Source organism: Streptomyces vilmorinianum, assembly GCF_005517195.1.
Lineage (GTDB): Bacteria > Actinomycetota > Actinomycetes > Streptomycetales > Streptomycetaceae > Streptomyces > Streptomyces vilmorinianum.
The window spans coordinates 710,214-731,013 of record NZ_CP040244.1; the positions used below are offsets into that span (position 1 = coordinate 710,214).

16 protein-coding genes are annotated in these 20,800 nt (G+C 71.8%); 9 read left to right on the plus strand and 7 right to left on the minus strand.

Annotated features, from left to right (window positions below; genetic code table 11):
* Positions 1-19 precede the first annotated feature (19 nt).
* Positions 20-523: a MarR family winged helix-turn-helix transcriptional regulator gene (locus FDM97_RS03510; RefSeq protein ID WP_137988806.1), complete on the minus strand. Its 504-nt coding sequence runs from the start codon at positions 521-523 to the stop codon at positions 20-22.
* Positions 524-716: 193 nt separating this feature from the next.
* On the opposite strand from FDM97_RS03510, the gene FDM97_RS03515 reads away from it, so the two are divergent.
* The gene (locus tag FDM97_RS03515; protein ID WP_137994631.1) at positions 717-1,484 is read left to right on the plus strand and encodes a dioxygenase family protein; all 768 of its coding nucleotides are present in this window, start codon (positions 717-719) and stop codon (positions 1,482-1,484) included.
* Here FDM97_RS03515 and FDM97_RS03520 read toward each other — a convergent pair.
* The gene (locus tag FDM97_RS03520) at positions 1,481-2,539 is read right to left on the minus strand and encodes a questin oxidase family protein (protein WP_137988807.1); all 1,059 of its coding nucleotides are present in this window, start codon (positions 2,537-2,539) and stop codon (positions 1,481-1,483) included. The genes FDM97_RS03515 and FDM97_RS03520 overlap by 4 nt on opposite strands.
* A 379-nt stretch (positions 2,540-2,918) precedes the next feature.
* Here FDM97_RS03520 and FDM97_RS03525 point away from each other — a divergent pair, with 379 nt between their 5' ends.
* Positions 2,919-3,923: a sigma-70 family RNA polymerase sigma factor gene (locus FDM97_RS03525; RefSeq protein WP_137988808.1), complete on the plus strand. Its 1,005-nt coding sequence runs from the start codon at positions 2,919-2,921 to the stop codon at positions 3,921-3,923.
* A gap of 109 nt (positions 3,924-4,032) precedes the next feature.
* On the opposite strand, the gene FDM97_RS03530 is transcribed toward FDM97_RS03525, so the two are convergent.
* Entirely contained in the window at positions 4,033-4,989 is a 957-nt protein-coding gene (locus tag FDM97_RS03530) for a helix-turn-helix transcriptional regulator (protein ID WP_137988809.1), read from the minus strand.
* A 62-nt stretch (positions 4,990-5,051) separates the two neighbouring features.
* On the opposite strand from FDM97_RS03530, the gene FDM97_RS03535 reads away from it, so the two are divergent.
* The 4 genes from FDM97_RS03535 to FDM97_RS03550 all read left to right on the plus strand — a co-directional run bounded on the left by FDM97_RS03535 (position 5,052) and on the right by FDM97_RS03550 (position 10,902).
* Positions 5,052-6,578, plus strand: a complete 1,527-nt coding sequence (locus tag FDM97_RS03535; protein WP_137988810.1) for an MFS transporter — start codon at positions 5,052-5,054, stop codon at positions 6,576-6,578.
* Between the two features lie 216 nt (positions 6,579-6,794).
* Complete coding sequence (locus tag FDM97_RS03540; protein WP_137988811.1) at positions 6,795-7,556, plus strand: DeoR/GlpR family DNA-binding transcription regulator; 762 nt, start codon at positions 6,795-6,797, stop codon at positions 7,554-7,556.
* Positions 7,553-8,506 carry a 1-phosphofructokinase gene (pfkB, locus tag FDM97_RS03545; RefSeq protein ID WP_137988812.1) on the plus strand — a complete coding sequence of 318 codons (954 nt, stop codon included), beginning with the start codon at positions 7,553-7,555 and terminating at the stop codon, positions 8,504-8,506. Before FDM97_RS03540 ends, pfkB begins: the two co-directional genes overlap by 4 nt.
* Positions 8,503-10,902 carry a PTS fructose transporter subunit IIABC gene (locus FDM97_RS03550; protein ID WP_137988813.1) on the plus strand — a complete coding sequence of 800 codons (2,400 nt, stop codon included), beginning with the start codon at positions 8,503-8,505 and terminating at the stop codon, positions 10,900-10,902. Before pfkB ends, FDM97_RS03550 begins: the two co-directional genes overlap by 4 nt.
* A gap of 79 nt (positions 10,903-10,981) precedes the next feature.
* Here FDM97_RS03550 and FDM97_RS03555 read toward each other — a convergent pair whose 3' ends face one another.
* Positions 10,982-12,073 (minus strand): hypothetical protein, encoded by a 1,092-nt coding sequence (locus tag FDM97_RS03555; RefSeq protein ID WP_175439022.1) that lies wholly within the window; start codon positions 12,071-12,073, stop codon positions 10,982-10,984.
* Between the two features lie 265 nt (positions 12,074-12,338).
* Between FDM97_RS03555 and FDM97_RS03560 the strand changes: the two genes are divergently transcribed.
* The gene (locus FDM97_RS03560) at positions 12,339-13,436 is read left to right on the plus strand and encodes a glycosyltransferase (RefSeq protein WP_254705481.1); all 1,098 of its coding nucleotides are present in this window, start codon (positions 12,339-12,341) and stop codon (positions 13,434-13,436) included.
* Between the two features lie 58 nt (positions 13,437-13,494).
* Here the strand turns inward: FDM97_RS03560 and FDM97_RS03565 are convergent, their stop codons facing one another.
* The 3 genes from FDM97_RS03565 to FDM97_RS03575 form a co-directional block, all read right to left on the minus strand.
* Positions 13,495-14,337: a DUF6227 family protein gene (locus FDM97_RS03565; RefSeq protein ID WP_432816190.1), complete on the minus strand. Its 843-nt coding sequence runs from the start codon at positions 14,335-14,337 to the stop codon at positions 13,495-13,497.
* Positions 14,338-14,421: 84 nt separating this feature from the next.
* Complete coding sequence (locus FDM97_RS03570) at positions 14,422-15,477, minus strand: P1 family peptidase (RefSeq protein ID WP_137988816.1); 1,056 nt, start codon at positions 15,475-15,477, stop codon at positions 14,422-14,424.
* Positions 15,474-16,673: a low temperature requirement protein A gene (locus tag FDM97_RS03575; RefSeq protein ID WP_137988817.1), complete on the minus strand. Its 1,200-nt coding sequence runs from the start codon at positions 16,671-16,673 to the stop codon at positions 15,474-15,476. Before FDM97_RS03575 ends, FDM97_RS03570 begins: the two co-directional genes overlap by 4 nt.
* Before the next feature lie 261 nt (positions 16,674-16,934).
* On the opposite strand from FDM97_RS03575, the gene FDM97_RS03580 reads away from it, so the two are divergent.
* Positions 16,935-18,359, plus strand: a complete 1,425-nt coding sequence (locus tag FDM97_RS03580; protein WP_254705482.1) for an MFS transporter — start codon at positions 16,935-16,937, stop codon at positions 18,357-18,359.
* 160 nt (positions 18,360-18,519) lie between these two features.
* On the plus strand, positions 18,520-20,799 hold the full coding sequence (gene pflB, locus FDM97_RS03585; RefSeq protein ID WP_137988818.1) for a formate C-acetyltransferase: 2,280 nt from the start codon (positions 18,520-18,522) through the stop codon (positions 20,797-20,799).
* The last annotated feature ends 1 nt before the right edge of the window (position 20,800 follow it).

Below are 20,800 nucleotides of genomic sequence, written 5' to 3' on the forward strand. Positions count from 1 at the left end.
AGGTCTGCCCTGGTTCCGCTCAGCGGAGCCAGGGCAGATCCGCGTTCGGGTCCGTCGGCTGCAGGCCCTCCGCCATCACCTTCATGATCTCGCCGAGCTGCTCCACCTGCTGCGGGCTCAGCCGGTCGAACATCGCCTGCCGTACGGCAGCGACATGGCCCGGCGCCGCCCGCTCCAGGACCTCGTAGCCCTCGTCCGTGAGGAACGCGAACTGGCCCCGCTTGTCGGAGGGGCAGTCCTCGCGCAGCACCCAGCCTTTCTTCTCCAGGCGCGCGACGGCGTGGGAGAGCCGGGAGCGGGTGATCTTGGCGCCCTTGGCCAGCTCGGTCATCCGCAGCCGCCGCCGGGGCGCCTGGGAGAGCTGGACGAGCAGACCGTAGTAGACGTGCGGCATCCCGGCGTCGCGCTGCAGCTGGCGGTCGAGATGGTCCTCGAGGAGGGTGGTGGCGTGCAGGTACGCGCGCCAGACGCACTGCTCCTCGTCGCTGAGCCAGCGGGGCGCGTCATTGGGTGCCATGGTCATGTATCTATCCTACGGGTCATTATTGAATATTGAACTAGATGGGTTAGGCTTGTCGGGTCAGTCGAGCTTGAACCTTCAAGCACTTCGTCGAACGTCGAGATCCTCGGGAGGCGTCGTCATGGATGCCACGAACACCACAGACGCCACGGACGCCACGGATGTCACGGACGCCACGGGTGCCACGCCGGCGCGGATGCCCGCCCTCTATCTCTCGCACGGCGCCCCGCCGCTCGCGGACGACCCGGTCTGGCCCGGCGAGCTCGCCGCCTGGTCCGCCGGACTGCCCCGGCCGAAGGCGATCCTGATGGTCTCCGCCCACTGGGAGGAGGCCCCGCTCGCGCTCGGCGCGACCGAGACCGTGCCCCTCGTCCACGACTTCTGGGGCTTCCCCGAGCACTACTACCGGGTGCGGTACGCGGCCCCCGGCGCGCCCGAACTCGCCGCGTCCGTCCGCGGACTGCTGCAGGGGCCCGGCACGCCGGTGCAGGACATCCCCGACCGCGGGCTCGACCACGGCGCCTACGTGCCCCTGGTCGAGATGTTCCCCGGCGCCGACATCCCCGTACTCCAGATCTCCATGCCCACCCTCGACCCGCGGAAGCTGATGGACATCGGCCGCAGGCTCGCGCCACTGCGCGACGAGGGCGTGCTGATCGTCGGCAGCGGCTTCTTCACCCACAACCTGGCGGCGCTGCGGCACTCCGGTCCCGGAGTGCCGGGCTGGTCGGCGGAGTTCGACGACTGGGGGCACCGCGCGCTGGAGGCCGGGGACGTCGACGCGCTGCTCGACTTCGAGCACAAGTCCCCTGCGGGCAGGCTCGCCCACCCGCGCACGGAGCACTTCGCGCCGCTGTTCGTCACGCTCGGCGCGGCGGACGCGGCCGGTGACCTGGGCGGCGGGCGGAGCGTGATCGACGGGTTCTGGATGGGCCTGGCGAAGCGTTCGGTGCAATTCGGCTAGAAGGCGGGCGGGTTGAGCTCGACCGAGCGGACGGCGGCGGCCAGCGCGAGCGGGTCGCCGACGTCGAGCGCGGTGTCGGTGAACTTGATCGTGTGGTCGTCGCCGTGTGCCGCCGCCCGCTCGAAGACCTCCTCGGCGGTGAGCGCGGTGTCCTTGTGGGCGGTGTCCTTGCGGGCGGCGGGCTCGGGCGGCGTGTACGCGGCGGTCACGGCGGCGGAGGCGGCCCAGGCCGCCGAGAGGCTCGCCGGCCACAGCTCGCGCGGGAGCGCCGGGAGGGTGCGCAGGACCGCGTTGGGGGCGGTCGCCGCGTGGACCAGCATGATCGGCTCGCCGTGGCCGTGGGTGGCGTAGCGGTGGGTCGCGGCGGTGACCAGTTCCGTGAGCAGGGCGTGCGCGGTGTCGGCGTCCGGGGCGGTGCCCCAGCGTGGGAACGCGGTCAGCTGGGCGAGCCGGGCGCGGATCCCGCCCTCCTGGTCCGGGACGGGCGGTACGGCGTCGAGGGCGGCGGCCGCGGCGGCCGCGGTGGGCGTGGTGGGCGCGGTGGACGCCGGGGTGAGCGGCGTGAGCGGCGTGAGCTCGGGGAGGGGCTGGTGGCGGGCCGCCCAGTAGCCGAGGGCGTGGGCCAGTTCGGTGCGGCGCGGTGCCGTCTCCTCGGTCGTCAGGAGGGTGCGTACGGCATGGCCGGTACGGATCACGGGGTGCGTCGCCCCGCCCGCGATGCCCGGGAGCAGACGCGGCCACCACTCGGCGAGCACCACGCGCCAGGGCCGCTCCGCGGTCTCCCGCTCGAAGAACCGGGCCCAGTCGGCGATCCGGGCCGGGTCGCCGAGCGCCTTGCGCCAGTCGGCGGCCGTGATCGGGGAGTGGGGCGCGGGCATGTCCTCCAGCTTGGCCCGGTAGCGGTCCAGCCAGCGGTGCACGGCCGGGGCCTGGCCGTGGCGCACGAGCGCCTCGACCGCCATGGGGGCGTGGTTCGTGAGCCAGCCGCCCCGCTCGGGACCGCTGGCGTGGAGGCGCTGGAGGGCTTCGTCGAGGGTGCCGGAGGTGTCGTCCATGGCCGCGACCCTAGGTACCGCGGAGGCGGGTCCGTAACGGTCGCGGGACCTAGGACGGGGCCTGGTCCCCTGGGCGCCACCAATCCGAGAATTCGCCCTTTCGTCCCTTTTCGGACATCGCGAGCAACCAGAAGGAGGCGCAGGCCGTCTTCAGGGTGGGAGCGGAGGTCGTGCAGCGTTGTACCGCTTCGCGAGCGGCCTGACCTGCACGTCTGTGGATTCGGACATGCCCGCGCCCCCTCGGCGGCGGCACAGGGTACTGCATGATCGCGAAAATCGATGCGCCGCGTGGGAATTCTGTCCTGATTCCAGTCGTTGTTTCCGTCGGATGCAGGGCACCCGCAAGGGTGTCGCAACCCTACTCAGCAAGGGAGCACGCATGGCAACCCGTGCCGTCGCCCGTCGTCAGTCCTCCGCCTCCGGCGGGAGCAGCGCCCGGGCCAGCAGCGTTCGCGCCGTGGGTGGGGACATCGCCGACCGCGACCTGGTCGGCATGTACCTCGACGAGATCGCGCGCACGCCCCTGCTCGACGCCGCCAAGGAGGTCGAGCTCTCCCAGACCATCGAGGCGGGCGTGTACGCCCAGCAGATCCTGGAGGGAGAGGTGGAGAGCGATGCGGCAGGCGCGTCCCGCGAGGAGCTCGAAGGGCTGGTCGCGGCGGGCGAGCGTGCCAAGGACCTCTTCATCAAGTCCAACCTGCGGCTGGTCGTCGCGGTGGCGCGGCGCTACCCGCGCAGCGGGCTGCCGCTGCTCGACCTGATCCAGGAAGGGAACGCGGGCCTGGTGCGCGCGGTCGAGAAGTTCGACTACGCGAAGGGCTTCAAGTTCTCGACGTACGCCACGTGGTGGATCCGTCAGGCCATCACGCGGTCCATAGCCGACCAGTCGCGCACGATCCGGCTCCCCGTCCACCTGGTGGAGGAGCTGGGGCGGATCCGGCGCGTGCAGCGCGAGTTCAACCGGGAGAACGGCCGTGAGCCGGAGCCGGCGGAGATCGCGACGGAGCTGGGCTCGACCCCGGAGCGGGTCGTGGACGTCCTGGACTGGGCCCGGGACCCGGTCTCGCTGAACATGTCCGTGGACGACGAGGGCGAGACGCAGTTCGGCGACCTGCTGGAGGACACCTCCGCGGTGTCGCCCGAGCAGTCGGTGCTCACGCTGCTGCGCAGCGAGGAGCTCGACGACCTGATCGACAAGCTCGACCACCGCACGGCGTCGATCATCCGGATGCGGTACGGAATCGAGGACGGCAGGGAGCGAACGCTGACCGAGGTCGGCAAGGAGCACGGTCTGACGCGGGAGCGCATCCGCCAGATCGAGAAGCACGCGCTGCTCGAACTGAAGAAGATGGCGCGCGACACGGGCTTCGACGCGGCGGCCTAGGGCGACAGCCGGACAGGCGGACCGGCGGACCGGCGGACCGGTCCACCGGTCCACCGGTGGACCGGTGGACCGGCGAACCGGGGGCCGGGTGTCCCGGCCCCCGGCCCTCTTACGCCGTCGCGCCCGTCAAGCGGCCCGCCAGATCCCGTACGTACGTGATCAGGGCATCGGGGCCGTGGATCGTGAACGGCGCGTCGACCAGGGCCAGGCGGAGGGCGAGCCACTCCGTGGAGTCGGACGTGCGCGTGCGCAGCCTGCAGGTGGAGTCGCTCGTCGCCGTCGGGGCCAGGTGGGCCGGGAGGCGGGCGGTCACGAAGTCGGCGGGGGCGTCGAAGGTGACGTCCAGGTCCAGCTCGGGCTGGGCGCGGGACATCGAGCGCGTCATGTACTCGGCCGCCCCGCCCGCCGGCAGCTCGCGCGGTGCGAAACGGGCCCCCGTGGCGAACGGGTCCGAGACCCGGTCGACCCGGAACGTGCGCCAGTCGTCACGGCCCAGGTCGTACGCCACCAGGTACCACCGCCGCCCCGTCGACACGAGCCGGTACGGCTCGACCTGGCGCTTCGACTCCGTCCCGTCCCCCGCGCGGTAGCCGAAGCGCAGCCGCTCCTGGCCCGTCACCGCGCCCGCGAGCGCCGTCAGGGTCGACGGCGCGACCGTCGCCCCGTCCCCCCGCGTCAGCGGGATCGTCGCGTTCTGCAGCGTGGAGACCCGGTGCCGCAGCCGGGACGGCAGCACCTGCTCCAGCTTCGCCAGCGCCCGTACCGAGGCCTCCTCCACGCCCTCGATCGCGTGCCCCGCCCCCGCCCGCAGCCCGACCGCGATCGCGACCGCCTCCTCGTCGTCGAGGAGCAGCGGCGGCATGGCCGTACCGGCGACCAGGCGGTACCCGCCGACCGCGCCCATCGTCGCCTCGACCGGGTAGCCGAGGGCCCGCAGCCGGTCGATGTCGCGGCGGATCGTGCGCGCGGAGACCGAGAGCCGCTCGGCCAGCTCGCTGCCCGGCCATTCGCGCGGCGTCTGGAGCAGCGAGAGCAGATTCAGGAGTCGTGCCGGAGTATCCGTCATGTGTTCCAGGATGGCGCTCATCTAGGACATCGGCTGACCTATATGGCCTCTACGTTCATCGCATGAGTTCACACGACGCCGCCGCCGGAGCCGCGGACAAGAGGCGCTGGATCGCCCTCGCCATCGTCATGACCGCCGCCTTCATGGACCTGGTCGACGCCACGATCGTCAACATCGCGATTCCCAGCATCGAGCGGGGCCTCGGCGCCACGTTCGGCGCCATCCAGTGGATCACCGCCGGGTACGCCCTCGCGTTCGCCGCCGGCCTGATCACCGGCGGACGTCTCGGTGACATCTACGGCCGCAAGCGGCTGTTCCTCTTCGGCACCGCCGGCTTCACCCTCGCCTCCGCGCTCTGCGGCCTCGCCGCCAACCCGGAGATGCTGGTCGCCTCCCGCCTCCTCCAGGGCGCGGCGGCGGCGATGATGGTGCCGCAGGTGCTGTCGATCATCCACGTCACCTTCCCCGCGCACGAGCGCGGCAAGGTCTTCGGCATGTTCGGCGCGATCATCGGCCTGGGCGCGGTCTCCGGCCCGCTGCTCGGCGCGCTGCTCACGCAGTGGAACATCGCCGGCCTGGAGTGGCGGCCGATCTTCCTCATCAACCTGCCGGTCGGCATCGCGGGCCTGATCCTGGGCCGGAAGTTCATCACCGAGTCCAAGGCCCCGAAGGCGCTCCGCCTCGACCTGGTCGGCGTGCTGCTCGTGACGCTGGCGCTGCTGATGCTCATCTACCCGCTGACGCGCGGCCGCGAGCTGGACTGGCCGCTCTGGGGCCACCTGTGCATGGCCGGCAGCCTCGTCGTCTTCGGCGCCCTCGTCGCGTACGAGAAGTACAAGACGAAGAAGGACGGCTCCCCGTTGGTCGAGCTGTCGCTGTTCAAGGTGAAGAGTTTCGCGGCGGGCATCGCGGTGCAGCTGACCTTCGGTGTCGTGATGGGCATCTTCTTCCTGGTCTGGACGCTGTACATGCAGGTCGGTCTCGGCTGGAGCCCGCTGAAGGCGGGTCTGACGGGCGTGCCGTTCTCGATCGCGGTCTCGACGGCGGCCGGTCTGTCGGTGCAGAAGCTGGTGCCGCGCTTCGGCCGGAAGGTGCTGCAGGCGGGCGCGCTGACGATGGCGGCGGGCGTGCTGCTCTACATGTGGGAGGCCGGGCGGTACGGGACCTCCATCCACTCCTGGCAGATGATCCTGCCCCTCGTGGTCATGGGCCTGGGCATGGGGCTCATCGTGGCCCCGCTGACGGACGCGGTCCTCTCGGACGTGCCGCGGGAGCACGCCGGTTCGGCGTCGGGTCTCATCAACACGACCGGGCAGATGGGCAACGCGCTCGGGCTCGGGCTCGTGTCGGTCGTCTTCTTCGGCGTGATCGACGAGGAGCGTCTCGAGAAGGTTCCGGCCGAGGTGGGGGCGGCGTTCACGGACGCGTTCCAGAACGCGCTGGGGTGGGCGGTGGCGGTGCTCGCCGGGATCTTCCTGGTGATGTTCGCGCTGCCGGCGAAGCCGAAGCAGCACGTGGAGGGCGCGGACGACGCGGAGGACGCGGACGACGCGTCGGCCGTCGAGAAGGAGCCGCTGCTGACGCACTGAGTGGACCGTGCGCACTCACTGAACGCACTCCGGCGCGCCGAATGGCCCCGGCCCCTGGGACAGCCGTCCCCGGCGGCCGGGGCCTTTCGCGGTTCGCGTCCGGGCCCGATGCCCGTTCGTGTCCGTAACGATGCCCGGATCCGTTTACTTTCGGGAAATCCGGGCGTAGCCTCTGCTGAAACCACAGGTTCGGGCATCGAACGGATGTAAACCCACATGTACGCACCCGAGCGCCAGCAAGAGATCCTGCGGCTCGCCCGCGAGAGCGGACGCGTCGACGTCCTCTCCCTCGCCGAGGAGTTCCAGGTCACCGCCGAGACCGTACGGCGCGACCTCAAGGCCCTCGACCGGGCCGGACTCGTACGCCGGGTCCACGGCGGGGCGATACCCGCCGGGCGGCTCGACTTCGAGCCCGACCTCGCCGAGCGCGAGTCCACCGCCGCCGACGAGAAGGACCGGATCGTCCAGGCGGCCCTCGCCGAACTCCCCGACGAGGGAAGCGTCGTCCTCGACGCCGGCACGACCGTCGCCCGGCTCGCCGCCGGGTTCCCCCTCGAGTGCGCGCTCACCGTCGTCACCCACGCCCTGCCCGCCGCCGCCCGCCTCGCCGACCACCCCGGCATCGACCTCCACCTGGTCGGCGGCCGCGTCCGGCACCGTACCCGCGCCGCCGTCGACGCCTGGGCGCTGCGCGCGTACGGGGAGATCCGCGCCGACGTCGCCTTCCTCGGCGCCAACGGCTTCTCGCCCGACCACGGTCTCACCACCCCCGACCTCGCCGAGGCCGCCGTCAAGCGGGCCGTGATCGCCTCCGCCCGCCGGGTCGTGCTCCTCGCCGACTCGGCCAAGCACGGCCAGGAGCACTTCGCCCGCTTCGGCGACCTCACCGATGTCGATCTGCTCATCACCGACAACGGGCTCAGCCCCGAGGACGCCGCGGCGATCGAGGCCGCGGGAACGGAAGTCGTACGCACATGATCCTCACCGTCACCCCCAACCCGTCGCTGGACCGGACGTACGAGGTCCCGGCCCTGGAGCGCGGCGAGGTGCTGCGCGCCTCCGGCGAACGCGTGGACCCGGGCGGAAAGGGCGTCAACGTCTCCCGGGCCGTGGCCGCCGCCGGACACCGCACGGTCGCCGTCGTGCCGCTGGGCGGCGCGCCCGGCGCGCTGGTCGCCCAGCTCCTCGCCGGACAGGACATCGAGGTCGCGCCGGTACCGGTCGCGGGGCACACCCGCTCCAACATCGCGATCGCCGAACCGGACGGGACGCTGACGAAGGTGAACGCGCCGGGACCGGAGCTGACGCCCGAGGAGTCCGAGGCCATCCTCGCCTCCGTCGGCGCGTACTCCCCGGCGGCGGACTGGATCGCCTGCTGCGGCAGCCTGCCGCGCGGCCTCGCCCCCGAGTGGTACGCCGAACTGGTCACCCGCGCGCACGGCGCGGGCGCCCGGATCGCCCTCGACACCTCGGGCCCCTCCCTCCTGGCGGCCCTCGCGGCCCGTCCGGACGTCGTCAAGCCGAACGCCGAGGAGCTCGCGGAGGCCGTGGGCCGGCCGCTGGCGACGGTCGGCGACGCGGTGAAGGCGGCGGGGGAGCTGCGGGACCTGGGGGCGGGGACGGTCCTGGCGAGCCTGGGCGCGGACGGCCAACTGCTGGTGTCGGAGGCGGGCACCTGGTTCGGCACGGCGCGTGTCGACACCGTCCGCTCCAACGTCGGCGCCGGTGACGCGTCGCTGGCCGGATTCCTCGCGGCGGGCGGCGAAGGCCCCCAGGCGCTGGCGGCCGCGGTCGCGCACGGCGCCGCTGCGGTCCAGCTGCCCGGCAGCGAGATGCCCACGCCGGGCGATCTGAACCCGTCGGCGGTCACCGTGACCGACGACGTACCCCTCGACCGAGAACTCAGCGAGCAAGGGAGCCCGCGATGAGCAAGATGATCACCGCGGACCTGGTCGATCTCGACCTGTCCGCCGGCACCAAGGAAGCGGCGGCCCGTTCGCTCGCGGAGCGCATGGTCGCGCTCGGCCGGGTGACCGACCTCGACGGCTTCCTGGCGGACGTGGCCGCCCGCGAGGCCCAGATGCCCACCGGCCTCGACGGCGGCATCGGCATCCCGCACTGCCGCAGCGCCCACGTGACGGCCCCGACCCTCGCTTTCGGCCGCGCCCCCCAGGGCATCGACTTCGGCGCCCCGGACGGCCCGGCGGACCTGATCTTCCTGATCGCGGCCCCGGCGGGCGCGGACGACGCCCACCTGACGATCCTCTCCTCCCTGGCCCGCCAACTGATGAACGAGGCCTTCACGACAGCCCTCCGCTCAGCCACCTCACCCCCCGAGGCAGCGGCCCTGATCTCAGGCGACCAGCCGCCGTCGCCCGCCGACGACGCGTCTGAAGCCGCGGCTTCGCCGCGCGCCGTGCCCGCCTCGCCGACCACCACGGCGGGGCCGGCCGCCTCCGGCGAGACGGCTTCGGCCTCCGCCGGGCGGGAGCCCGCCGAAGGCGACGGCACGCCTGCCGCCCCGGCTTCGCCGGGCGCCGTGCCCGCCTCCGCCGGCCCCGCCGCCACCGCGCGGTCCTCGGCCTCCACGCCGGCTGCCTCCGGCGGGACGGCTTCGGCCTCCGCCGGGCGGGATGCCGCCGCACCGGCGGCCGAGCCCGCCGAAGGCGACGGGCCGTCCGTCCAGGCCGCACCGAACGCCGTGTCGGCTGCGCCGCCCGGCGACGGCACGCCTGCCGCCCCGGCTTCGCCGGGCGCCGTGCCCGCCTCCGCCGACCCCGCCGCCTCCGTTGATGGGGGGCTGGGGGGAACCCCCAGTTTCGGGAAGGGGCGGGGTGGGGGAGAGGCGCCGTTCAGGATCGTTGCCGTCACCTCGTGTCCCACCGGCATCGCCCACACCTACATGGCCGCCGAGTCCCTCGAAAAGGCTGGCCGCGCCGCCGGTGTCGAGGTCGTCGTCGAGACGCAGGGCTCCGCCGGGTTCGCGCGGCTCGACCCCGACGTCATCGCCGCGGCCGACGGCGTGATCTTCGCGCACGACGTTCCCGTCCGCGAGAAGGAACGATTCGCCGGGAAGCCGACCGTCGACGTCGGCGTCAAGGCCGGCATCAACCGGCCCGCCGAGCTGATCTCCGAGGTCCGCGGCAAGGCCGAGCGCGGCGAGGTCGCCGCAGGCACGCCCACCCCCGTCGAGAGCGCGGGCGAGCCGGGCGAGGGCTACGGCACCAAGCTCCGCAAGTGGCTGATGTCCGGCGTCAGTTACATGGTCCCGTTCGTCGCCGCAGGCGGTCTCCTCATCGCCCTCGGCTTCGCCATCGGCGGCTACGACATCAACAAGGCCCCCTCCGTCGCCGAGCACTTCGCCTGGGGCCAGGCCGACTCCTGGGCCGCGCTGATGTTCCAGATCGGCGGGCTCGCCTTCAGCTTCCTCGTCCCGGTCCTCGCCGGTTACATCGCGTACGGCATGGCCGACCGCCCCGGTCTCGTCCCCGGCTTCGTCGGCGGCGCGATCGCCCTCACCATCAACGCGGGCTTCCTCGGCGGCCTCGCCGCCGGTCTGATCGCCGGCGGCACGGTCCTCGCCATCCAGAAGGTGAAGGTGCCCGCGGCCCTGCGGGGCATCATGCCGGTCGTGGTGATCCCGCTGCTCGCGTCGATCGTCGTCGGCTTCCTGATGTTCCTGGTGATCGGCAAGCCGATCGCGAGCCTCCAGAAGGCGATGACCGACTGGCTGTCCGGACTCTCCGGCGCCAACGCGATCATCCTGGGCGTGATCCTCGGCCTGATGATGTGCTTCGACCTCGGCGGCCCCGTCAACAAGGTCGCGTACGCCTTCGCCGTCGGCGGTCTCGCCACCCCCAACGAGGGCTCCCTCAAGGTCATGGCCGCCGTGATGGCCGCCGGCATGGTGCCGCCGCTCGCGATGGCGCTGGCCACGACCGTACGCGGCAGGCTCTTCACCAAGACCGAGCGGGAGAACGGCAAGGCGGCCTGGGTCCTCGGAGCCTCGTTCATCAGCGAAGGCGCCATCCCCTTCGCCGCGGCCGACCCGCTGCGGGTCATCCCGTCCGCGATGGTGGGCGGCGCGGTCACCGGCGCTCTGTCGATGGCCTTCGAGTGCACCCTGCGGGCCCCGCACGGAGGCTTCTTCGTGCTCCCGCTGATCGGCAACCCGCTGCTCTACCTGCTCGCGATCCTGGCGGGCACCCTGGTGAGCGCCGCACTTGTCATCCTCCTCAAGGGCGCACGCACGTCGGCCCCCGTGGGAAACGGGGGCACGGAGGAGAAGCCTCAGGCTGAGACGAAGGTGGCCGTAGCAGCCTGACCGGTCCCGCGAGGGACCCCGAGGGGCGGTGCGTACTGCGAGCGGTACGCACCGCCCCTCGGTTCGTGCGTCCGATCCGTCAGGAGCGGTTGAGGGAAGTGGCGGCCGCGTTGCGCTTGAACTTGGCCGCCCGAAGGTCCGCCGGCGTCGGCGTCGTCTGCTGGGTCCAGCCCTCGTCCCAGACGAAGGTCTGGCCCTGGATGTCGCCGTGCGTCTGCCACACCTGACCGTCGACTGTGACGATCTTGACGTACGCGTCGTTGCCCTGGGCCTCGATGGCGATGCCGCAGGCGTTGCCGGGGAAGGCGTCGTTCGTCTCGTCGGAACCGTTCGCGGGATCGCTGTCGCTCGCGACGGTGTTGGTGAGGTCCTGCCACTCGATCGTGCCGCCCGGCGTGCTCGCCTTGCCGGCGTAGGCCACTCCGCCGGTGAGGACGGCCTGGAAGTCCTCGCTGTTCGAGGGGCTGTACGTGTCGATGTCGGAGCAGGGCCCGGTCGCGCCTGCGGGACCTGCGGGACCTGCCGGTCCTGCCGGTCCTGCCGGTCCTGCCGGTCCTGCGGGTCCAGCGGGACCAGCCGGGCCTGCGGGGCCCGTGTCACCGCCACCCGGTCCCGTCGGTCCCTGGGGTCCTGCGGGGCCCGCGGGTCCCGCGGGTCCTGCCGGACCGGCGTCGCCCGTGTCGCCCTTGGGTCCCGCGGGACCGGCGTCACCCGTGTCGCCCGTGTCGCCCTTGGGGCCCGCCGGTCCTGCCGGACCTGCCGGACCCGCCGGACCCGTGGGTCCGGGCGGCCCGGGAGGGCCTTCCTTGCACTTGTCACCGCCACGGACCTGCGGCGGCGCGCCCTTGTCGAGGTGGTGCAGCTGACCCTGGACGTACTCCTGGATCCGCTCCAGCTCCTGGTGCGGTCCGGCGCCCGGGTGCGGCGGAGGGCCGTCCGGGTGGTGCTGCGGCGGCGGGCCGTCCGGGTGGTGCGGCTGGCATTCGTCCCCGGTCGAGGGTGCCGCCGCGCTCACGCCCGCGAGCTGCGCCGGGTGCTGCGGCGCGGCGACGGCGGGGCTCGCGAGGCTCGTCACCATGACCGCGAGCGAGGCGACGGCCCCGCCGGCGAGCCAGGAACGTCGTCGTGCGAGCGGGCCCAGAGAGGACCTGGTCCTGAGATCAGGACGCATACATGTGCTCCTTCGGTAACCGGATCGAGCGATGGGGTGGAAGTCTGTTCGGACTTCCCCTCGGATCATCGGATCGCGATTGCAACGTCTTGAGCGGCCTGCGGAGCTATCAGCTCACTGGCGTACGCCACTCACCGAGTGGACGCATGCGCAGGAGCGAACCCGAATGGGGTCCCCGGCGTGCCGTTCCCGGGCGGCCCGGGCCCGTCCGTAGGGTCGCGCGCACATGAGGTCGCCGGATCGATCCACCGGGGGTGGTGTTGCCGTGAAGCCGTCGATCTGCCTGTGCATGATCGTCAAGAACGAGGCGCGTGTCATCGAGCGCTGCCTCGCCTCCGTCAGGGATCTGGTGGACGCCTGGGTCGTCTCCGACACGGGGTCCACCGACGGCACCCAGGAGCTGATCCGGAACGCCCTGCGCGGCATCCCCGGGGAGCTGTACGAGGAGCCCTGGACCGACTTCGGCCACAACCGGAGCCTGAACATCCGGCACGCCCGCGGCCGGGCCGACTACCTGCTGCTCCTCGACGCCGACCACGTGCTCCGGCGGGAGGGCCCGCTGCCTCCGCTGACCGCCGACGCGTACCTGCTGCGCCACGAGGGCGCGCTGGAGTACCGCATCAAGCGCCTGGTCAGGGGCGACATCGCCTGGCGGTACGAGGGGGTCACCCACGAGTATCTGACGGCGGACGGGGCCGGGGGCCAGGAGCGCACCAGCGAGAATCTCGACGCACTCGTCGTCGAGCACTTCGCCGACGGCGGCTCACGGCACGACAAGTTCGAGCGCGACGCCCGCCTGCTGACCGCCGAGCTCGCGCGCGATCCCGCCAACCCCCGGACCGTGTTCTACCTCGCCCAGACCATGCGGGACATGGGCCGTACGGACGAGGCCGTCGCACTCTACGAGCGCCGCGCGGCCATGGGCGGCTGGGGCGAGGAGGTCTACTACGCGCTGCTCCAGGCCGGGATCCTCCAGGCGGACTCGGGAGACTGGCCGGCGGCGGCCGACGCCTTGACGCGCGCCTGGGAGTCCCGCCCGCAGCGTCTCGAGGCCTGCTACGAACTGGCCTCGCGCCTGCGCGGGATGAGACGCCATCACGCCGCCCACGCGTTCGTCGCCGCCGCCGTCGACCGTGAGCCGCCGGACGACCTGCTGTTCGTGCAGCCGTGGGTGTACCGCTGGGGCCTGCTGTTCGAGTTCTCGGTCACCTCCTACTGGGTGGGCGACACCGTCGCCTCGCTCGCCGCCTGCGACCGGCTCCTTGCGATGCCCGACCTGCCCGAGGCCTACCGCCGGCAGACCGAGACCAACCGCGCGTTCGCCGCCGGCCGGCTGGCCCCGGCCGCGGTGCCCGCCCCTTAGGCCCGACCGTTCATTCACCTCGGCGCACGTTCCCAGCGCACCTTCTCGGCGCTCGTTCTCAGCGCACCCGCGCGCGGTGCTCCATCGCCTCCCGCGCCGTGTGCTCGTCCTCGTAGACCTCGCACATGTGACGGCCGTCCGGGGTCGCCGTGTGCTCGACCTCCCACAGGCTCAGCTCGCTTCCGTCGAGCAGCAGGAACGCGTGCTCGTAGAGCGTGAATCCGGCCTCACGGTTGCGCTCCACCGCGCACTGGCGCCCGAACGCCTGCGTGATGTGGTGGGCGAACGCCACCCGCAGCCTGCGCGCCGTCTCCTCGCCGGGCCGGTCCGCGTTCTCCGCACGCCGCAGCACACGGCGCGCGTGGTCCGCGGAGTTGTCCGGGACGTACATCCGGGGCTGCGTCGGTATCGGGCGCGCCAGCAGGGCGCTGAGCAGCTCCAGGTCGCCGTCCTCGTCGAAGTCCAGGCCGGCGGAGCGCTCTATGCCCCAGCCCTGGTCGAAGCGGGCCGGCAGCCGGGACGCGGCGAGCCGGGCCTCCGCCTCCTCCGTGTACAGCTCGTGCTGCTCGGCGCCGTCGCGGCCGGAGTTGTGCACCAGCTCCCACAGGCTGAGCGCCGTGCCGTCGGCCAGCAGATAGGTGTGGCGGTACGTGGTGCGGTGCAGCGACGCGCTGTGGTGCGAGGAGTGCAGCGCGCTGGAGTGTGCGAGCGCCGTCTCCAGGCGCTCGACCGTGATGTCGGGCAGGTCGAAGGAGTTGAGCGCCCGGCCGAGGAGGCGCTCGACGTGCGTCTCGGTCGTCTCGTACGGATCGTGAGGATCCTGCGGATCGTTCAAGAGGGTCTCCAGGCCGTCGCCGCATGTCACTTGGTGCTTGCTTAACGTAGTCCCTGGGTCTGACATCGCGTCCGGGGTTCGGCAAAACGAAGGGGGCGCGCGAGAAGTTCCCGCGCGCCCGGCGCTCCCTTCGCCCCAACTCCTGCCGGGTTACCGGGAGTCGGGGGAGAGGTCCGGTCCGTACAGCTCGCGGTACGCGGGGAAGTCGCCGCCCGGTCCCTCGATTCCCCCGGCGGTCTCCAGGACCGCCCGCACGATCGCCCGGGTCACGGTGTCCGCGCCCGCCGCCAGGATGTCGTTGAGGGCGAGCGGCCCGGCCTCCGGGGCCATTTCCCGCTCCCCGGTCGCGAGGGCGAAGACGGTGTCCCCGTCGTTGAGGAGATGCACCGGACGGATGGCGCGCGCGATGCCGTCGTGCGCCGTGCCCGCGAGCTTCTGCGCCTGCGCGCGGGTCAGGTCCGCGTCGGTGGCGACGACCGCGAGGGTGGTGTTCAGGGGCGGCGGGGCGTGCGAGGCCCGGGCCTCGGCGAGACGCTGCCGCGCGGCCTCGTGGACGGCCGGGTCCGGGTACGCGGCCCGGCCCTGGAAGTACGTCCCGTACAGCGCACCCGTCTCCGGATCGACCGCCGCGCCGACCGCGTTGACGACGACCAGCGCGGCGACCGTGACGCCCGACTCCAGGACCGTGCTCGCCGTGCCGACCCCGCCCTTGAGCCCGCCGACGACGGCCCCGGTGCCCGCGCCGACCGCGCCCGTCTCCACGCGCGCGTGCAGCCCCGTCGCCGCGGCGGCCTCGACCGCGGCGCGCCCCGTGGCAGCGCTCGGGCGGGCGGTGAAGTCGCCGCCCCGGCCCAGGTCGAAGACGCAGGCGGCGGGGACGACCGGGACCACGTGCGAGGGGTCGGGCCCGACCCGTACGCCCCGGCCCTGCTCCTCCAGCCAGGCCATCACACCGGCGGCCGACTCGAGTCCGTACGCGCTGCCGCCGGTCAGGACCACGGCCTCGATCCGCTGGACGACGTTACGCGGGTCGAGCGCGTCGGTCTCCCGGGTGCCGGGGCCACCGCCCCGTACGTCCACGGCCGCCACGGCCCCGCCCGGCGGGGCGAGGACGACGGTGGTCCCGCTGAGCGCGCCTGGCCCCTCCACGCGCGCGTGGCCGACGCGGAGGCCGGTCACGTCCGTGAGTGCGTCGTGCTTCGTCATGGTCCCTGCGTACCACGCCCGTTCGGTCGGCGTGCTCGCGTGGCGGGGTTGCGGGCCGTCAGGGTCACCCCGACCGCCACGGTCGCCGCCGCGACGAGACCGGCGACCAGGACCGCCCAGCGGCCGGCGAACGTGCACATCAGGATCGCGAGCGACGAGACGGGCAGGACGAGTTGCTGCGCGATGCCCACCTTGAAGTAGCGGGCGTGCAGGACCCACACGCAGAGCAGGAAGAGCGCGGTGGGGATCGTCACGGCCGAGGACGCGGCGAGCGTGGAGATGTGGGCCTCGCCCACGGCCTGTTCGACGGCGATCTCGATGCCCGCTCCGATGGCGGCGGCGGAGGCGAAGATCAGGTAGTGGCCGTAGCCCCAGAGGAAGCCCTGCCGGTTGGAGGTGAGCCGGTCGTGGGCGGGGACGACGAAGTAGATCCACCAGGCGGCGAAGACGATCAGCAGGCCGCCGGTGGCGATGGGGAGCAGCTCGCCGAGGGCGTCGTTCTCGCTGACGCCGGACTTCACGGCGACCGTCGCCGCCGCGACGGTCTCGCCGAGCACGATGATCGTGAACAGGCCGTAGCGCTCGGCGATGTGGTGCGGGTGCCACTGGGTGGTGACGTCCTTCTCCGCGTACACCGGGACCGCCATCTCGGCGATCGCCATGACGAGGAAGACCCAGGGGCGGGCGTCCTCGGGCACGAACAGGAGGGCGGTCCAGCCGACCTGGCAGAGGAGGACCCCGCCCGCGTACCGGCGGCACATCGTGCGCTCGCCGGGGTCGGTGGCATGGTGGGCGGCGCGCAGCCACTGGGTGGTGAGCGCGAGCCGCATGACGACGTAACCGAGCCAGACGACGAAGAAGTCGTGGTCGGCGAAGGCACGCGAGACACCGGCGGCGAGGATCAGGACACCGGCGATCTGGACGAGGGTGACGACGCGGTAGAGGGCGTCGTCGTTGTCGTAGGCGGAGGCGAACCAGGTGAAGTTCATCCACGCCCACCAGATCGCGAAGAAGATCATCGCGTAGTTGACGATGCCCTCGGCGGTGTGGGCCTCGGCGACGGCGTGCACGAGCTCGGCGCCGGCCTGGGCGACGGCGACGACGAAGCAGAGGTCGAAGAAGAGCTCGAGCGGTGTCGCGGCGCGATGCGTCTCGGCACGGGAGCGTGCGGTGAGCGGCAGAAACGGTTGCGTCATGCGGCCCAGCAGACCAGAGGCGACGACGCCACGAACAGCACGGCACGCGGGGGCCTGGAGCGGCCGGCGGACCTGGGCTCACCCGTCGTGGGTCCGGGGGCCGGGGTCTTCCGCCCGGCCCCCTCCCGTTGGGGACGTCCGTACGGCCCGGGACCGAGGGACCTACGGCCGCACGAGCGGCGACCATGGCCTCTGCCGTACCCCTGGTGCGCCGGCGAAGCCTGGAGAGGCAAGGAATTCCCCAATCCCCAGGGATGCGCCATGAGTTCCGTAGTCCAGGACGGCAGAGCGACGAGCGGCGATCCGGCCCCGTCGTACGACACGGAGCAGTACGGCCCCGGTAGGCCGATCACGGACTGGGATCCGGAGAACGAGCTCTTCTGGAAGTCGATCGGGAAGCGCGTCGCCACCCGCAATCTGTGGATCGCGGTGCCGGCGCTCCTGGTGGCCTTCGTGGTGTGGCAGGTGTGGAGCGTCACCGCCACCCATCTGAAGGACGTCGGCTTCGGCTTCTCCACCTCGCAGCTGTTCTGGCTGACGGCGATCCCCGGTCTGACGGGTGGCACGGCCCGGATCCTCTACACCTTCCTCGGCCCGATGATCGGGCAGCGCCGCTTCACGGCCCTGTCGACGGTCGTGCTGATCGTGCCGCTGATCTGGCTCGGCATCGCGATCCAGGACCCGTCGACCCCGTACGGCGTGATGGTCGGCATCGCGGCCCTGTGCGGTATCGGCGGCGCCAACTTCGCCTCCTCCCTCGCGAACATCGGCTTCTTCTTCCCCAAGGCGAAGAAAGGCAGCGCGACCGGCATCAACGGCGGGCTCGGCAACCTGGGCGTCTCGGTGGTCCAGCTGCTGACGCCGATCGTCATCACCTGGTCGACGATCGCGATCGGCACGGCCCAGCACACCTCGGACGGAACCCCGGTCCACCTGCAGAACGCGGCCTTCCTCTGGGTGCCGGTGCTGATCGTCCTGGCGGCGGTGGCCTGGTTCGGGCAGAACGACCTGAAGGTGGCGTCCACCCCCTTCAGCCGACAGAAGATCATCTTCAGGCGCAGGCACAACTGGCTGATGACCTGGCTGTACGTCGGCACCTTCGGCTCCTTCATCGGCTTCGCGGCCGCGCTGCCGATGCTGATCAAGACCACGTTCCCCGACTACTCGGTCGCCACCTACGCCTGGATGGGCCCGGCGATCGGTGCCCTGGCCCGGTGGGCGGGCGGCTGGATCGCGGACAAGCTGGGCGGCGCCCGGGTGACGATCCTGTCCTTCGTGGGCATGGCGGCCTCCATCGTCGGCGTGATCACCTTCCTGCCGTCGGGAGCCGACTCCGGCAGCTTCCACGGCTTCTTCCTCTGCTTCCTCGCGGCGTTCCTCTTCTCGGGCATCGGCAACGGCTCGACCTTCCGCCAGATCCCGGTCATCTTCCGCGGCACCCATCTGAAGGGGCTGACGGAGGGCACCCCGGAGTACGCGAAGGCGCTGAAGCAGGCGGAGATGGAGTCCGGTGCGGTCACCGGCTTCACCTCGGCGATCGCCGCCTACGGCTTCTTCTTCATCCCGGCTCTCTTCGGCTCGGTGGCGGTGACCAGCGCGATGTGGGGCTTCGTCGCCTTCTACGCCGGCTGCACCCTCGTGACCTGGTGGTTCTACGCCCGCAAGGGCGCGGAGGCGCCCAGCTGATCGGTCCCCTCCCCCCTTGCGCTGAAGGCCCCGCCCAGGCGGGGCCTTTCCGCGTTCCCGGAAAGGGACCAATGGCCGCCGACCGGTGACCATTGCCGACCCTTCCGGCCGCTCGGGAGGCGTGCAATGGAGCCAAGCGACGAGCCGATCGAAGAAGGCGGTGCGGGCAGTGACTGCGACCCCGGCTGAGGCAACGGTGAACGAAGGGGCCTGGAAGGGCTTCGAGGGCGGGCTCTGGCGCGACTCCGTCGACGTCCGTGACTTCATCCAGCAGAACTACACGCCGTACGAGGGCGACGACTCCTTCCTCGCCGGCCCCACCGAGCGCACCACCGCCGTGTGGAAGGCCATCACCGACCGGTTCCCGCAGGAGCGGGCCAAGGGCGTCCACGACGTCGCGTACGACATCCCCTCCACCATCACCGCCCACGCCCCCGGCTGGATCGACCGCGACAAGGAGCTGATCGTCGGCCTCCAGACCGACGCCCCGCTCAAGCGCGCGATCATGCCGTACGGCGGCTGGCGCATGGTCGCAGGAGCCCTGGAGACGTACGGCTACCCGGTCTCGGCGGAGCTGGAGAAGGTCTTCACCGAGTACCGCAAGACCCACAACGCCGGTGTCTTCGACGCCTACACCCCCGAGATCCGCGCCGCCCGCAAGGCCGGCGTCGTCACCGGTCTTCCCGACGCCTACGGCCGCGGCCGCATCATCGGCGACTACCGCCGCGTCGCCCTCTACGGCGTCGACCGCCTGATCGCGGTGAAGCAGGAGGAGAAGGAGGAGCTGAACTCCCTCCCCGCCGGGGACCGTTCGCTGGAGGAGACCATCCGTCTGCGCGAGGAGCTCTCCGAGCAGATCCGCGCGCTCGGCGAACTGAAGGCGATGGCGCGGTCCTACGGCCACGACATCTCCGGCCCGGCGACGAGCGGCCGCGAGGCCGTCCAGTGGCTCTACTTCGCCTACCTCGCCGCCGTGAAGGAGCAGAACGGCGCGGCGATGTCCCTCGGCCGTACCTCCACCTTCGTCGACGTCTATCTCCAGCGCGACATCGAGGCCGGACTCCTCACCGAGGAGCAGGCCCAGGAACTCGTCGACGACTTCATCATCAAGCTCCGTATCGTCCGCTTCCTGCGCACCCCCGAGTACGACGAGCTGTTCTCCGGCGACCCGACCTGGGTCACCGAGTCCCTCGCCGGTATGGGCGAGGACGGGCGTCCCCTGGTCACCAGGACCTCCTTCCGCTACCTGCAGACCCTCTACAACCTCGGCCCGGCGCCCGAGCCGAACATGACCGTCTTCTGGTCGCCGCAACTCCCCCAGGGCTTCAAGGAGTTCTGCGCCAGGGTTTCCATCGACACCTCCTCCGTGCAGTACGAGTCGGACGAACTGATGCGGCCGCGCTTCGGCGACGACACCGCCATCGCCTGCTGTGTCTCCGCGATGCCGGTCGGCAGGCAGATGCAGTTCTTCGGCGCCCGCGTGAACCTCGCCAAGACCCTCCTCTACGCGATCAACGGCGGCCGCGACGAGAAGTCCGGCGCCCAGGTCGGCCCGGCGACCGGTGCCCTCACCTCCGACGTCCTGGACTACGACGAGGTGATGGCGAAGTTCGACGAGCAGATGGAGTGGCTCGCGAGCGTCTACGTCCACGCGCTGAACGTCATCCACTACATGCACGACAAGTACGCCTACGAGCGGATCGAGATGGCGCTCCACGACCGCGACGTGCGCCGCACCATGGCCTGCGGCATCGCGGGCCTCTCCGTGGCCGCCGACTCGCTGGCCGCCATCAAGTACGCCAAGGTCACCCCGGTGCGCGACGAGACCGGTCTCGCGACCGACTACGAGATCGACGGCTCCTACCCGGCGTACGGCAACAACGACGAGCGCGCCGACGAGATCGCCGTCCGGCTGGTCGAGGAGTTCATGAGGAAGGTGCGCAAGCACCCGACCTACCGGAACGCCGAACACACCCAGTCCGTCCTGACCATCACCTCCAACGTCGTCTACGGCAAGAAGACCGGCAACACCCCCGACGGGCGCCGCGCCGGCGAGCCGTTCTCCCCGGGCGCCAACCCCATGAACGGCCGCGACACCCACGGCTATGTCGCCTCCGCCCTGTCGGTGGCCAAACTCCCCTACGAGGACGCCGAGGACGGCATCTCGCTGACCAACACGGTCACCCCCGACGGTCTGGGCCGCACCCCCGAGGAGCGGATCAAGAACCTCGCGGGCGTCCTGGACGGCTACATGGCCAGCGACGGCTTCCACATGAACGTCAACGTCCTCAACCGGGAGGTGCTGATGGACGCCATGGAGCACCCGGAGAACCACCCGCAGCTGACCATCCGGGTCTCCGGATACGCGGTCAACTTCGTCCGGCTGACCCGCGAGCAGCAGCTCGACGTCCTCAACCGCACCTTCCACGGCTCGCTCTAGA